The 13715-nt window shown below is 41.7% G+C and carries 13 protein-coding genes; 11 read left to right on the top strand and 2 right to left on the bottom strand.

Going from position 1 to position 13715, the window contains the following annotated elements:
* Positions 1 to 1329: a cytochrome ubiquinol oxidase subunit I gene (locus ACFEL9_RS21370; protein ID WP_385894420.1), complete on the bottom strand. Its 1329-nt coding sequence runs from the start codon at positions 1327 to 1329 to the stop codon at positions 1 to 3.
* Between the two features lie 164 nt (positions 1330 to 1493).
* On the opposite strand from ACFEL9_RS21370, the gene ACFEL9_RS21365 reads away from it, so the two are divergent.
* From ACFEL9_RS21365 to ACFEL9_RS21325, 9 genes are all read left to right on the top strand, one after another.
* The gene (locus ACFEL9_RS21365) at positions 1494 to 2657 is read left to right on the top strand and encodes a THUMP domain-containing class I SAM-dependent RNA methyltransferase (RefSeq protein WP_385894418.1); all 1164 of its coding nucleotides are present in this window, start codon (positions 1494 to 1496) and stop codon (positions 2655 to 2657) included.
* A 136-nt stretch (positions 2658 to 2793) separates the two neighbouring features.
* Positions 2794 to 3168, top strand: coding sequence for a SnoaL-like domain-containing protein (locus ACFEL9_RS21360; RefSeq protein ID WP_385894416.1), 375 nt, complete (start codon positions 2794 to 2796; stop codon positions 3166 to 3168).
* Positions 3169 to 3399: 231 nt separating this feature from the next.
* Positions 3400 to 3690, top strand: a complete 291-nt coding sequence (locus ACFEL9_RS21355) for a hypothetical protein (protein ID WP_385894414.1) — start codon at positions 3400 to 3402, stop codon at positions 3688 to 3690.
* Between the two features lie 541 nt (positions 3691 to 4231).
* Positions 4232 to 5683: a T9SS type A sorting domain-containing protein gene (locus ACFEL9_RS21350; protein ID WP_385894412.1), complete on the top strand. Its 1452-nt coding sequence runs from the start codon at positions 4232 to 4234 to the stop codon at positions 5681 to 5683.
* Positions 5684 to 5856: 173 nt separating this feature from the next.
* Positions 5857 to 6546, top strand: a complete 690-nt coding sequence (locus ACFEL9_RS21345; protein ID WP_385894411.1) for a helix-turn-helix transcriptional regulator — start codon at positions 5857 to 5859, stop codon at positions 6544 to 6546.
* A 94-nt stretch (positions 6547 to 6640) separates the two neighbouring features.
* On the top strand, positions 6641 to 6985 hold the full coding sequence (locus ACFEL9_RS21340; RefSeq protein ID WP_385894409.1) for a DinB family protein: 345 nt from the start codon (positions 6641 to 6643) through the stop codon (positions 6983 to 6985).
* Positions 6986 to 6998: 13 nt separating this feature from the next.
* A complete protein-coding gene (locus tag ACFEL9_RS21335; protein ID WP_385894407.1) occupies positions 6999 to 7139 on the top strand; it encodes a DinB family protein in 141 nt (46 codons plus the stop codon).
* Between the two features lie 139 nt (positions 7140 to 7278).
* Entirely contained in the window at positions 7279 to 7800 is a 522-nt protein-coding gene (locus ACFEL9_RS21330) for a hypothetical protein (protein ID WP_385894406.1), read from the top strand.
* 134 nt (positions 7801 to 7934) lie between these two features.
* Positions 7935 to 8585 carry a hypothetical protein gene (locus ACFEL9_RS21325; RefSeq protein ID WP_385894404.1) on the top strand — a complete coding sequence of 217 codons (651 nt, stop codon included), beginning with the start codon at positions 7935 to 7937 and terminating at the stop codon, positions 8583 to 8585.
* Positions 8586 to 8788: 203 nt separating this feature from the next.
* Here ACFEL9_RS21325 and ACFEL9_RS21320 read toward each other — a convergent pair whose 3' ends face one another.
* Positions 8789 to 11014 (bottom strand): FUSC family protein, encoded by a 2226-nt coding sequence (locus ACFEL9_RS21320; protein ID WP_385894402.1) that lies wholly within the window; start codon positions 11012 to 11014, stop codon positions 8789 to 8791.
* A 143-nt stretch (positions 11015 to 11157) separates the two neighbouring features.
* On the opposite strand from ACFEL9_RS21320, the gene ACFEL9_RS21315 reads away from it, so the two are divergent.
* Together ACFEL9_RS21315 and ACFEL9_RS21310 are read left to right on the top strand one after the other, a co-directional pair.
* The gene (locus tag ACFEL9_RS21315; RefSeq protein WP_385894401.1) at positions 11158 to 12036 is read left to right on the top strand and encodes an AraC family transcriptional regulator; all 879 of its coding nucleotides are present in this window, start codon (positions 11158 to 11160) and stop codon (positions 12034 to 12036) included.
* 271 nt (positions 12037 to 12307) lie between these two features.
* Complete coding sequence (locus ACFEL9_RS21310; RefSeq protein WP_385894399.1) at positions 12308 to 13705, top strand: FAD-binding oxidoreductase; 1398 nt, start codon at positions 12308 to 12310, stop codon at positions 13703 to 13705.
* The last annotated feature ends 10 nt before the right edge of the window (positions 13706 to 13715 follow it).

The raw sequence follows: 13715 nt of genomic DNA, 5'->3' as shown, positions 1-13715 counted from the left end.
TCAGCTTGTTTTTTGATCTACATCAATATCGTAAAGGATTGGCACCATCTTTATTTGCCGGTAAAGCATAAAGATTACAATTAACGCCAGTGAAATGTAAATCGCAGTAAAAATGTAAAACGAATAAACAATTCCAGGCATAGGCGTCACTGCATCAGCAGTTTTCATGATGCCATAAATGATCCAGGGCTGCCTTCCCACCTCCGTTACAACCCACCCAGCTTCTACCGCTATAAAGCCCAACGGTGTAGCCAGTACAAACAGGTTGAGTAGCCATTTACTCGTCAGCCAACTTCTTTTTTTCCATAATGCAATGAAATAGATAATGGCCAGCAGCATCATTGCCATACCCAATCCTATCATCACCTGGAAGGAAAAGTGAGTAATGGCTACCGGTGGATGATAATCTGCCGGAATTTGGTCCAGCCCTTTTACTTCGGCGTTGAAATCACCAAACGCCATAAAACTTAACAAACCCGGTATTTCAATTTTATAATTGACCTTTTTGTTCTTCTCATCCGGTATGCCACCGATTATCAGGGGTGCCGTTTTTTGTGTATGAAAATGAGCTTCCATCGCAGCCAGTTTAGCGGGCTGGCGTTTGGCTACGTCTTTCGCCGAGTGATCTCCGCTAACCGGTTGCAAAATGGCGGCAACACAAGCAAACGCTGCCGCAATGGTGAAAGCTTTACTATGAAACTGTACATTTTTTTTCTTCACGATCATAATGGCATGAACACCAGCTACTGCAAAACCGGTGGCCACAAAAGCTGCAAGGCACATATGCAAAGCCTGCGAAAACCAGGCTTCATTAAACATAGCCTTAATAGGATCTACATTCAGGTATTGTCCATTGACATAATCAAAACCCGTCGGGCTGTTCATCCATGCATTAGCAGCAACTACTAATATACCCGAAAGCAAACCACTGATACCCACCACTACTCCGGTAAACCAATGAAACCATTTATTAAACCGATCCCAGCCATAAAGAAAAAAACCTAAGGCAATGGCTTCAATAAAAAAAGCCGTTCCCTCTAACGAAAACGGCATTCCGAAAATAGGTCCTGCGTGCTTCATAAACTCTGGCCATAGCAATCCGAGTTCGAACGAAAGAACCGTTCCCGAAACCGCACCCGTCGCAAAAAAAATCGCAACCCCTTTGCTCCAGGCTTTGGCAATATTTTTATATACCACATCATTTGTTCGCAGCCAATAATAATGTGCGACAGCCATAAAAAAAGGCATCACCATACCAATACAGGAAAAAATAATGTGAAAGCCAAGCGAAAGGGCCATCTGCGACCGGGCTGCAATAAAATCATCCATCGCAATTATTTATTTTATAAGAGAGTAAAGCAAAAATAGTTAAAGAATGAACGCAGAGGGTTAGGAGTGGAAGGATATTTTATTTTCAAATTTGCACCTTATCATCACCTTTCCAATTTTACTGGTTACGTTGTTCTCTACTCCTATTATCTACCTTCGCTTGTATGAATCTATTTACCACACCTGGTTTTATCACCATTACTTCGCATAAAAGAATTACACCCTATTTAGAACAGGAAGTAAACGATCTTGGATTTACAATTGATGATAGTTTTGTAACCGGCGTACGTTTGAAAGGAACTATTAACGATTGTATCAAACTTAATTTAAATCTTCGTTGTGCAAGCCAGGTTTTATACAGCCTTCAAAAATTTACTGCTGAGAATGCCGATGCCATTTATAAAAATTTAGTCGGCTATCCGTGGGAAACAATCCTGCCTGAAAATGGATATTTCTCTATCACCAGCAATGTCAATAATCCAACCATCAATAACAGCATGTTTGCCAACCTGCGTGTCAAAGACGCCATCGTTGACAGACTGCGTGATAGGCGGGGAACAAGACCTGCCACAGGTGCTGAGCTCACGGGAGCCGTTATTCATTTGTTTTGGAAAAATGAAGAAGCCGAAATTTTTATAGACACTTCCGGTGATTCACTGGCAAGGCACGGCTATCGCAAAATACCGGGGCAGGCTCCTATGCTTGAGTCATTAGCCGCTGCAACCATCTACGCTACACGCTGGGACAAAAAATCTCCCTTCATCAATCCGATGTGTGGTTCCGGAACGATAGCGATAGAAGCTGCACTTATTGCTACCAATCGCAGACCCGGGCTTTTCAGAACCAACTATGCATTTATGCACCTGCAGGGATATGATGCAACTATTTATGAAAAGGAAGATGCTTTATTGGAAGAACAAATCATTGAAATTCCCGGGCTACGAATTATCGCCACTGACTATAGCGAAAGAGCTATCGCCAATGCCAGGAAAAATGCAATTGCCGCGGGAGTTGCGAAGATGATTGAGTTTGCTGTTTGTGATTTTGCAGCGACACAGGTTCCTCAAAATGTGCCTGGCGTTGTATTTATGAACCCGGAATATGGCGAAAGATTGGGAGAACTAAATGAGCTGGAAAAAACATATGCCCAAATCGGCGATTTTATGAAACAGCGCTGCGGCGGCTACTATGGTTATGTATTTACCGGCAACCTTGAACTGGCAAAAAAAATCGGGCTAAAGGCAAAACGGCGTATTGAGTTTTATACCAGCACTATTGATTGCCGGCTGCTGGAGTATGAACTTTATAAAGGAAGCCGCGAGAAATAAGGAATTACCAATTGCCGTAACCGGCAACTCAGCATTCATCCCTAAATTTTCCTGTTTTATAATTTTTTAATGCGGCGGCATGAAAAAATGGTGTAGCTTTTATGTCCTCTTGTAAACAATTAAAACTTTTTCAATCATGATCGCAGAACAAACCCGCACAACTACGGAAGTAGCTGCCCGATTTAACGAGTTGGCCAAAGAAGGAAAATGGGATCAAATACAAAATGAATTGTTTGCCGACAATGCAAAAAGCATTGAACCTCCTGGCTCACCCGGGATGCAATCAGTCGAGGGCCTGAATGCCATCAGGCAGAAAGGAAAACAATTTAATGAAATGGTAGAGGAAATGCATGGTGGCTATTCATCTGAGCCCTTGGTGGCAGGCAATCATTTTAGTGTAGCCATGGGTATGGATGTTACAATGAAAGGCATGGGGCGCACCAAGATGGATGAAATTGCCCTTTACGAAGTAAAAGATGGTAAGATTGTCAAAGAGCAATTTTTCTATTGATTGCAGTGCTATGAAATTATGGTAGCGAAAGCCAGGCAAATGATGCATTTGCCTGGCTTTTTGCTTTTTCGAGTTCACTTGCTTAGCGAAACGATTCTTCTTGTTAATAAACTTTAAAATTTTCTATCAGCTCCTGCGTTGCCTGCAACTATTAAATCATTTTTTTCTTCTATACAACGCTGTTCGAAAACGGCAGCATATTTGATAAATAAAAACAGCAATAAAAAAGAAATGAACAAAAAACAACCTTCACTTATATTTTGTATCCTGATGGATTTGATCGGGTATGCGACCTACGCTGTTCCCCTGTTGGGTGAAATTGGCGATGTATTTTGGGCGCCTATCTCTTCGGTCATCTTTATGACCACATTTGGTGGCTGGCGGGGTGCTTTAGGTGGTCTTGGTAATTTCATAGAAGAGATATTGCCAGGCACCGATTTTATTCCCAGCTTTACACTCATGTGGTTTATTCAAAGCATGAAAAAGAAAAACAGCAATACTGCCGTTCCGATGGTAAGATAATCTATAATCGATCAAAGGCTCCTGCAACAACTATAGTTGGCAGGGGCTTTTTCATTTCAGATTTTTAATTGTGATTTTCGTTTCGCCAAATCGCGGAAAGAATTTTCGGGACATGAAAACTTTTTGGCTGTTGCAACATATAAATACACCCCATGGACCAGAAAGCAATTGTTGAAATTTATACATCTCTCCTGGTTGTCAGAAAGATCGTGACTGGGTCTTGCCCACTGACAATGGGATTTATACGAAATAAATCCAGGAAATTTTTAGAAGAAATACCTCGTAAAACTTGTATAAGAAAATAATAATTTAGATTTTTACAGCATCCATTCGATGCTATACTATTAGCACTCCTCTTGAAGAATCCGTACCAATCCGCAAAAATTAGTAATCGGTAAAGTCAGCTCAACGCTGTCACGCATGGTTTATTTACCCTTGGGTAAAAATGATAACCTGCTAAGTCCCTCCTATGCCAATGCCCGCATAACTCCACTATGAACCCGGCTTAGCATTTTTTACCCTTTGAATAAAAAAGTACACCATGAAAAAAGTTCTACTATTATTAACACTGTTTGCTGTCACAGGTGCCAGCAGACTCCAGGCGCAGTGCACCGCTGCCAATCTTAACATCGTTATTAAGGGCGTCACCAGTGGCTCCAGCGGCTGCCAGGTAACACTCGATGTAAGCTTCACCGGTGATTTTAACAACGGAAATAAATTCGCATTTATTCATTTATGGGAAACGGCTCCTGTTAACAATTATCCGAATCTTACCTATACTACTCCTCCCACGGCCGCGCAGCTGGCTAATTCTATTGCTACCATTGCGATTGTGGATCCGGGCAAAAACACCGCTGCTTTGTATAATCAGTATCCATCAGACCCAAGCGTTCCGGTTAAATATGCTGGTATTACGTTTAATAAAACTGGTAATCTTTACACCATGTCGAATGTAGTGATCAATTTCTCAACCTGTAATGTACCGGTAACCGTAAAGGGAGATGTATGGGCCAGCCAGTCAGATCTGAGCCAGGTGGTGCACTGTGAAAATGATGGTATCATTACTATTCTGTTCAACAACCCGATCATTAATGGTAATAAGCAATGTGCTATTCCGCGCAAATTGAACTTATCATTTAGAAATGAACATGCCACATTGAGTGAATCCGTTGTAGCAAGCACTTATATTGACATGAATAGCGATGGTGTAGTAAATACCGGCGATATTGATATAACCAACTCGCTGAGTCCCGCCCTGCCCAACCCAATGAATCTTGGTCCAAATACCGAGTTGACGTTTACAAACATCTCTTACGCTCCTTATTCCAGCCAGGTGCTTTATGATACAAAGCCCATTATAGTAGTAGCCAATGCAACAGCGCCGGGTGCCGCTACAGTTACGATCACAAAAAATAATATCAATTTCCTCGGAAGCTGCACGTTGCTGCCTGTAACATTTAGCTCTTTCACCGCCAAACGGGATAATGATATAGTTGCCCTGCAATGGGAAACATCATTTGAACAAAACAATAATGGCTTTGTCCTTGAAAGGCTCAACAACGGAAGTTGGACACAAATCGCTTTTATACCATCTCATATGCCCAATGGCAACAGCACTTCGAAACTGGTATATAAATACGAAGACATCAATACGTCAAAAACCATCTCTCAATACCGTATCAAACAAATTGATTTTGACGGAAGATTTGAATACAGCGAAATAAGATCGGTTGCAGGCGAAGAGCAACTAGGAAAACTGATTGTTTATCCAAACCCCACTGATAATGGCAGCGTAAGTGTGGTATTAGAGGAAGCGAAAGGATTACATGATGCTTTATTGACAGACATCTCAGGACGGACCATCAAACAATGGAAAGGCATCTCTAATAATTTTGCGATTGATAACCTCAACCCTGGCTTATACCACCTTCGTATCCTGAGCCGCGAAACAGGAAAGCAAACAATTGAAAAAATTCTGATTACAAAAAAGTAATACCTCTTTGATCATCCTTCTTTCGATTTCTAAGGTGTACTACAAGGCCCCGGTTTCAACCGGGGTCTTTCTTTTACGCCGGTCTGGATAATTACAAACATTTCAGAATTTTAATTGTCAGGTCAAAACTTTCCCATTTCGTATATTACAGCCCCTTATCGTTAAGCCAGCTTATGAATCGCATTGACAGACTATTTAGCATTTTAACTTACCTGCAGTCCAAGAAATTTGTACCGGCAGAAAAGATCGCTGAGAAATTCAAAATAAGTGTTCGCACTGTTTACCGGGATATTAAGGCACTTGGCGAATCGGGAATTCCTATCAGCTTTGAACAGCAACGGGGATATTTTGTTGTACAAGGTTATTTCTTGCCTCCCGTTTCCTTTAGTACGGAAGAAGCCAATGCTTTTTTGTTGATGGAAGCAATCGTATCCGGCTTCTCCGATAAATCGATCCAAATGCATTATTCAAATGGCTTAAATAAGATAAAAGCTGTTTTACGGTCGTCCCAAAAAGAGAAGGTAGACACACTTTCGGACAACATTAAATTGCAGGTGCCGGCAAGCATCCGCTACGATTTTGAATACTTGTCAATCATTCAAACCAGCATATCATCACGTATGATATTGGAGCTTGACTATAAAAATAATAACGAAGAAATAAGCAAACGCCAGGTTGAACCCATCGGGCTTGTATTCTATGCCTTTAGCTGGCACCTGATAGGCTGGTGCCATATGCGTAACGATTACCGGGATTTTAAAGTGGCCCGTATCCTAAAATTGAGAAATACTGATCTGCCATTTACAAAACAGGATCATATCGAACTGGATAGCTATATGAAAATGCTTCCCGTAAATTATTAATTTCTTTTTAAAAAAAAATTCCGTTCCAAAAATTACACTGACATAGGGCTGTCAGTAGCCGTTGGTTATTTTGTTGTATCAAAAACAAATAACTATGTCAATGATCAACATGCTACTGAAAGAAATGGACAAAGAAGCCATTACCACCCGTAAGATGCTGGAACGGGTGCCGAATGATAAGTACGACTGGAAACCCCATGAAAAAAGTATGACAATCCGCAGGTTGGCCACGCATATCGCGGAATTACCATCCTGGGTGAGTATGACACTTACAACCAATGAGCTTGATTTTGCCAACAACCCCTACCAGCCCGTTCCTATTAACAACAATGAAGAGTTGCTCGCCTATTTTGAACGATCTTATGCGGAGGGAAGGGCAGAACTCGAAAAAGCAAACAGACAAGGACCTGGAACCCGACTGGACGCTGCGCAATGGTGACCAAATATATAGTGTGGAAAGTAAGGGAGATGTTATCCGGATGAGTTATAACCAGATCGTACATCACAGGGCGCAACTGGGAGTGTTTCTTCGTCTTTTAAATGTTCCTATCCCCGGCAGCTATGGCCCAAGTGCTGATGAAATGAATTTTTAATACTTAAGACATATTATCCACAGAGACAAACACACTACTCATGTATATTATCAGTTACATGCTTGCTACACGTCTCTGTGGATTTTTCGGACCTATCTGCTTAATCTTTTTGTCTGTTTTTAAAACTTAAATTTTTTTTATGACCAGTGTAATATTGGATGCAGACGCAGAATTTAGCATCGGACCGTCTACACAATCATCTTCCATTGATTTTGATTTTCTCGCCGGTCGTTGGAATATTCACAATCGCAAACTGAAAAAGAGACTGGCTAATTGCACGGAATGGTTTGAGTTCGATGCAAAACAGGAAATGCGAATCATTCTAAATGGCATTGGCAATACCGATACCTTCAAAACAACAATCGACGGCAAGCCATTTGAAGGAATAACGCTCCGGCTTTTTGATCCTGTCTCAAGACTATGGAGTATTTATTGGGCCGACAGTAATAAAGGCGTTCTTGATCCACCAGTGATGGGATCGTTTGATAATAATATCGGCACTTTCTATGGCAGAGATGTTTTTGATGGGAAAGAAATTGTCGTAAAATTCAACTGGGATAAAACCAATCCTGATAAACCTGCCTGGAGCCAGGCTTTTTCGGAAAATAACGGTGCAACATGGGAATGGAATTGGTATATGTACATGACAAGGACAGATTAACATTCGAACAGTAACAAGATGCTGGCGATGATGGAAATGGTAACAAACCTGTTGACAAATATTACCCACGCAATCCTGAACAACCTGTACAGGTATTTGCGATCAGCATTATTTTAAAATTAAGTTAGTACACTATGGTGATGGAGCTTCGCAACTATTTATTAAAGCCCGGTGCAAGGGATGAATTTATCCGTTATTTTAAAAAACATTTTATTGATTCACAAAAATCCGTGGGTGCGTCCATTCCGGCATTATTCACGATTAAGAATGAGCCCGATCGCTTTTTTTGGCTACGCGGATTTGACAACATGAATCAAAGAAGCCAATTTTTGCCTGCCTTTTATGGTGGTGAAGTTTGGAAAAAATTTGGACCGGTTGCGAATGATATGATGTTGGAGTGGCAGAATGTATACCTGGTAAAGCCTTTATCCAGAAGCGCTGCGGCTTTTGCAAACAAAGAAGGGATTTATGTAGTTGATTTTTATCGTTCGATCGACAATGAGCTTGAATCCTTAATCCAACTGTTCAATAAAGAATGGATTCCCCTTCATACTCTGGAGAACATCACAAACATTACACTATGGATAAGTGAAATGGGAGAGAATGATTTTCCCAGGCTTCCTGTTTACCAGCACGAAGATCTTTTGATCCTAATTACCCACTACAGGAATGAGGACGAATATCAGACTATGCAAAAACACCTTACTACCTCCTATAATGAACTGGCAACCGCTATTGACCAAAAAATAAAGGATAAAATTAGTGTTGTACTTTATCCGGTATAGCTAATCAATAAAATCAATCTTTGAAATTAAAAAGCCATCCGCCGCGCAGATGGCTCTCCGCCGCGGCGGAGCAGATTATTTTTTGGAGTGGCCCGGTTACCCGATAATAACCGAAGGCGTCCATGATTTATCTGTTGATTGCATGAATACCTCCTTTTTGTTTGGTGAGCAATGAAATTACAAAACGCCAGACAAAAAATAAATTAATTGACCATAACTTTTTTTGAGATTTTTTGAAGATCCTGCGTTGTTTTGTATACAAAATAAAACTGATCTGTAATAGACTTAAAAGTGGATAGATATCGTTTATTGCCCGATTCCAATACGCCCTGTTGAAGTTCCTGCTGGCGGGTTTGCATGAGAGCATTGATTTTTTTATCGAGTAAAGCCTGTGGGTTATCCATAGATCGTTGCGGCGGATTGAACTGGGGATTTGCCAATAGCTTTGCTGCAATGTTCAACTCTGCTACACTTGCCTTTATCAGGGCCTGATAATCTTCCATAATATACTCAGGTTTTAATGAATCGGCATAATAGCTCAGTGTGGCCATATGTGATACCAGCATATGCGACAGCACAACAAAACGGTGTACCTCTTTTGAATCTCTTCGCTTGCTTTTAGGCTCTGATAACATACGGGTAAAAGCATCGGATACATTCGCCAGCGAAACCCAGGCGTATTTTCTCTTTTCCTTGGATAATTCTTTATTATAAGGCTGACCTGTAAAAACATAAGCCACACTTTCAAAATAATCGCTGATATCCGTGACTACTTGCTTCATCAACTCTCCTATTTGCTGACGTTCCCATATAGGCGGCAACAAAAACGAAGCAAGAAAACCAATGATGCAACCCAGTGCTGTATCAACGATCCTTTCTTCCACCACCTTGTTAAAATCAGTAGGTTCCAGCAAGTGAAACATAAACAACAGGTAGATCGTAATCATAACCACACTCACCAGGTATTTCCAGCGCATAAAACTGTAGGCGCCAATCATACTAATAGCCAACAGTACAAGAATAGCCGTATTGTCCTTTACAAAATATAAAATGCCCCAGCCGATGGCTACACCGATCAATGTACCCGTCAAACGTTCGATATTTCTTTGCTTGCTAAGACTATATCCCGGTTTTATAATGACGATTACTGTAAGCAATATCCAATAGCCATGACCAAAAGGCAATAGCAGGCCAATAAAATAAGCAGCCACAGCGGCGACGCTGATACGTAAAGAATGCCTGAAAATATTTGATTGCAGCGAAAAGTTTGAGAAGAACTGCTGCGGATCGATGGTTTGTCTCGTTACATATTTGGAAGGATCAGGTGTGTTCACTTTTATATTGCGAAGCTTACGGTCATAGGACGTATACTGGTGCAATGTTCGTATCCGTGCAGCTATATCATCTATGCTGTCGAGGATATGACGAAGGCTGATGAAACCCTCAAGGTTAGTGGGATTTAAAATTTTTAGCCTGAGCTGTTGCAGGTGTTCTCTCTCTTCTACCAGGTCCTTGTCAATCCGCTGATCATAGCCGGACGCTCTTCCGCTGCTTAACGAGAGTGCAATTTCATCCAATTCGTCAGCAAGCATTAAAATAATATCCCTGTATTCGGTGAGGATAGGTGTGTCGTCGAAATAAGCATGCAATTTTTTGTAATCGAGATGCGAGGCCATGGTTCGCTCCAGCAGGTCTGAAACGTCGAGGAAAACCATCATTAAAATGCGGCTCGTATGTGTTGATTCTTTTACAATACTTCTTGTTTTAAATAATATTTCAGCCAGCAATTCCTGCTTTTGTTGCACCTCCACCTGTGTTTGCATAAGATGCTCGTAACACTTATCAATGTCAACGCCGGTTGCATAAAATTGTGCCCTTGCCCGCAAGTACCTGGCAGCGGCGAGCACATACTCTCCCATCACCTGTTGTATCAGTTTGTAGGGACGTATGCTATATAGAATAAGGCTAAGCAAAGTGTACCACATGCCGCCGGCGAAAATGTATAAAGCAAAATAAACGACCTGCCAGCCCTCCAAACCTTCATGGGTCATCATCACCATCACCAGCAGAGCTGCAATGCCGATCGCAGTTACTCTTGCCCCGTAAACCCCTATCATCGAAAAGAAAAAGCAAAGGATGGGCAGCAGGATCATGAACATCCATGTTTGCTGCAATGAATAGCCTACCATCAGGGCAACGATAAATATGATACCACAACAGGCCAGCAACCCATTTCTGCGATGATGTATTGGACCCGGATTATCGGTAATGCTTGCACAGACTGCACCGAGCGACAAAAAAATCCCCGTTTGCAAATGCCCGAAATAGCCAAAGATCAATGAGGGCAACAATACGCCGGCAGTAATGCGAACACCATCAGCCAGGTAATGACTATTGATAAATCTCCGGTATTCTTTAATGTAATCCATGCGGGAGTGTAAATATACTGACTGGTGTTTTTTACCGACGTCAAAAAATGACTGCCGAAACACCGAAAGTTATTCAACCGGGTTCATCCTGTCGTTTTTAATGCTTAACTTAATATAGCCATTCTAACCTGTAAAACTGTAGTATGCTCAACACCTACGACTTCCAGGTTGAACATCCCGAAATGTTTTCGCAACTGGCCGTTAAAGACCTCTTGTTTTTGTATTATAAATGCCCGCAGGAGGAAAAGAAAATAAATCTTTATACCCACTTCAATAAAATCATCTTCGTACTGGAAGGCAAGAAAATGATCCATCACCGTGACCAGTCGTGGATGCTTACGAAGGATACCGCTGTTTTTATAAAGAGAACTGCTTATAACCAGGAACGATTTTGGGAAATAGACTGGGAAGTACTTTGTTTCTATTGTCCGGATGAATACCTGAAAAAGGTGTTTGATGAATATCGCCTGCATTTTTCATTAAAAGACATCACAGTGCCTTCGCCGGATATGCTGATTGAAATTAATGTGAATGCAGCCACCCGCGCCTTTTTCTACAGCATTGTCCCCTACTTCAGGCAAAAACCTCAGCCGGCTGAAGATTTGCTGGCACTTAAATTCAAAGAACTGATTTTTAGTATTCTCTCGAATCCCGCCAACCTGGCCTTGCTTTCTTATGTAAATAAAATTAGCGGGCAAAGAAAGCCTTTGTTGCAGGATATAATGGAAGCCAATTTTACTTTCAATTTATCCCTGGCAGAATTTGCCAGGATCGCACAACGCAGCCTTGCCACTTTCAAAAGAGATTTTATCGAAGTCTTTCACACCACACCGGGAAAATGGCTTTCAAAAAAAAGACTGGAATATGCACAACAGCTTTTGGACACAAGCACAAAAAATGTAAGCGAAATTGCCTACGATTGCGGCTTCGAAAATGCTACACACTTTAGCCGGGTGTTTAAAGAAAAGTATAAATCCTCGCCTTTGCAATACAGGAAACAAAATGTCCATCCAGTACCCTAAATATATTTTTCTGTGGCCACTGACTTGATTGATTTTTAATAACAAGTTGCATTACTATCCTTCACCCAACAAAAACCCGTACAAACTAGGCGGCCTTACTCTGTCCTGGACTTCAGTTCATGAATTTTAATTGAGCTTAACAGATAGATTTTTGAACTTTTAAGAAAACCGCTTCGCAAAGATGCATAATAACTTTATGCAGGTTTTGGGAGCTATCATTAACCCTGCCTGCTCTGCCCCGCGACAGGCAGGCATTTAAAAAATTTGCCTCATGACAAACGAATTGCTTCAATCATTTAAAAACAGTTTGCGTGGCAAGCTGGTACTCCCCACTGATGCCGGTTATGACACAGCACGAAAGGTGTACAATGGTATGATCGATAAACGCCCCGCCATGATCGTTCAGTGTGCGGATGTGCAGGATATAATCGCCTGCGTAAATTTTGCCCGGGAAAATAAAGTATTGCTGGCAGTACGATGCGGCGGACACAATGCCGGGGGCTTGGGCATTTGTGATGATGGCCTGGTAATCGATCTTTCATTGTTAAAATCTATCCAGGTAAATGCCGCTGATAAAACTGTCAGGGTGCAGGGCGGCTGTCTTTTAAAAGAAGTGGATGCAGCTACACATGCGGTAGGGATGGCCGTACCTTCCGGCATTTTCGGCACCACAGGTGTTGGAGGACTTACCCTTGGAGGTGGACTCGGCCATCTGACAAGACATTATGGTCTTTCTATCGACAATCTATTAGAAGTTGAAATGATACTGGCTGATGGCCGGCGCGTAACTGCATCTGCCAAAGAGAATCCTGACCTTTTTTGGGCCGTTCGTGGCGGTGGTGGCAACTTCGGTGTCGTTGTCTCATTTCTTTTCCAATTGAGACCGGTGCACACTGTTTATGGCGGCCCCATGCTTTGGGAACTGGAGGATTCAGAAGAGATGCTGCGCTGGTATCATGATTTTATTACAAAAGCACCGGACACCATCAATGGATTTTTTGCTTTTCTCACCGTTCCACCGGTCGATCCATTCCCTGAACATTTACGCCTGAAAAAAATGTGTGGCGTAGTTTGGTGCTATACCGGCGACATGGATAAAGCGGAAGAAACATTTAAACCAATCCGGGCTGTTAAAAAAGCATCATTGGATTTTGTGGGGCCGCTTCCCGTGCCTGCTTTGCAAACCATGTTTGATGCGTTATATCCGCCAGGTCTGCAATGGTATTGGAAAGCAGATTATGTGAAAGATGTAGATGAGATTTCAATTCAGCTTCATGCTAAGTATGGAAGAGAAATGCCACAACCGCTTTCGACCATGCACATGTACCCTGTCAATGGTTTTGCTTCCAGGATTGGCAAAAATGATACAGCATGGAACTATCGCGATGCTAATTATGCTGTTGTCATAGTGGGTATTGAAGAAGACCCGGCAAAAAAAGATACGGTGATCAATTGGGCCAAAGATTACTGGAGTGCCTTACACCCTTATTCAGCCGGTGGCGCTTATATCAACTTTATGATGGATGAAGGCGAAGACAGGATAAAAGCAACCTATGGCGATAATTATAAAAAGCTGGCTTCGATAAAAGCAAAATATGATCCTGATAATTTGTTCAGGGTGAACCAAAATATCAAGCCGCAAAAAACAGAAGCGGGAGCTATAGCCTGACCTGGTTATT

Source organism: Terrimonas alba (assembly GCF_042434975.1).
Classification (GTDB): Bacteria; Bacteroidota; Bacteroidia; order Chitinophagales; family Chitinophagaceae; genus Terrimonas_B; species Terrimonas_B alba.
This window is presented reverse-complemented; position numbering and strand designations above follow the sequence as displayed.

What these genes read in the sequence shown, in the direction of transcription:
- ACFEL9_RS21370 (WP_385894420.1), bottom strand. Translation starts at nt 1,329, where the DNA reads ATGGATGATTTTATTGCAGCCCGGTCGCAGATGGCCCTTTCGCTTGGC.
- ACFEL9_RS21365 (WP_385894418.1), top strand. Translation starts at nt 1,494, where the DNA reads ATGAATCTATTTACCACACCTGGTTTTATCACCATTACTTCGCATAAA.
- ACFEL9_RS21360 (WP_385894416.1), top strand. Translation starts at nt 2,794, where the DNA reads ATGATCGCAGAACAAACCCGCACAACTACGGAAGTAGCTGCCCGATTT.
- ACFEL9_RS21355 (WP_385894414.1), top strand. Translation starts at nt 3,400, where the DNA reads ATGAACAAAAAACAACCTTCACTTATATTTTGTATCCTGATGGATTTG.
- ACFEL9_RS21350 (WP_385894412.1), top strand. Translation starts at nt 4,232, where the DNA reads ATGAAAAAAGTTCTACTATTATTAACACTGTTTGCTGTCACAGGTGCC.
- ACFEL9_RS21345 (WP_385894411.1), top strand. Translation starts at nt 5,857, where the DNA reads ATGAATCGCATTGACAGACTATTTAGCATTTTAACTTACCTGCAGTCC.
- ACFEL9_RS21340 (WP_385894409.1), top strand. Translation starts at nt 6,641, where the DNA reads ATGTCAATGATCAACATGCTACTGAAAGAAATGGACAAAGAAGCCATT.
- ACFEL9_RS21330 (WP_385894406.1), top strand. Translation starts at nt 7,279, where the DNA reads ATGACCAGTGTAATATTGGATGCAGACGCAGAATTTAGCATCGGACCG.
- ACFEL9_RS21325 (WP_385894404.1), top strand. Translation starts at nt 7,935, where the DNA reads ATGGTGATGGAGCTTCGCAACTATTTATTAAAGCCCGGTGCAAGGGAT.
- ACFEL9_RS21320 (WP_385894402.1), bottom strand. Translation starts at nt 11,014, where the DNA reads ATGGATTACATTAAAGAATACCGGAGATTTATCAATAGTCATTACCTG.
- ACFEL9_RS21315 (WP_385894401.1), top strand. Translation starts at nt 11,158, where the DNA reads ATGCTCAACACCTACGACTTCCAGGTTGAACATCCCGAAATGTTTTCG.
- ACFEL9_RS21310 (WP_385894399.1), top strand. Translation starts at nt 12,308, where the DNA reads ATGACAAACGAATTGCTTCAATCATTTAAAAACAGTTTGCGTGGCAAG.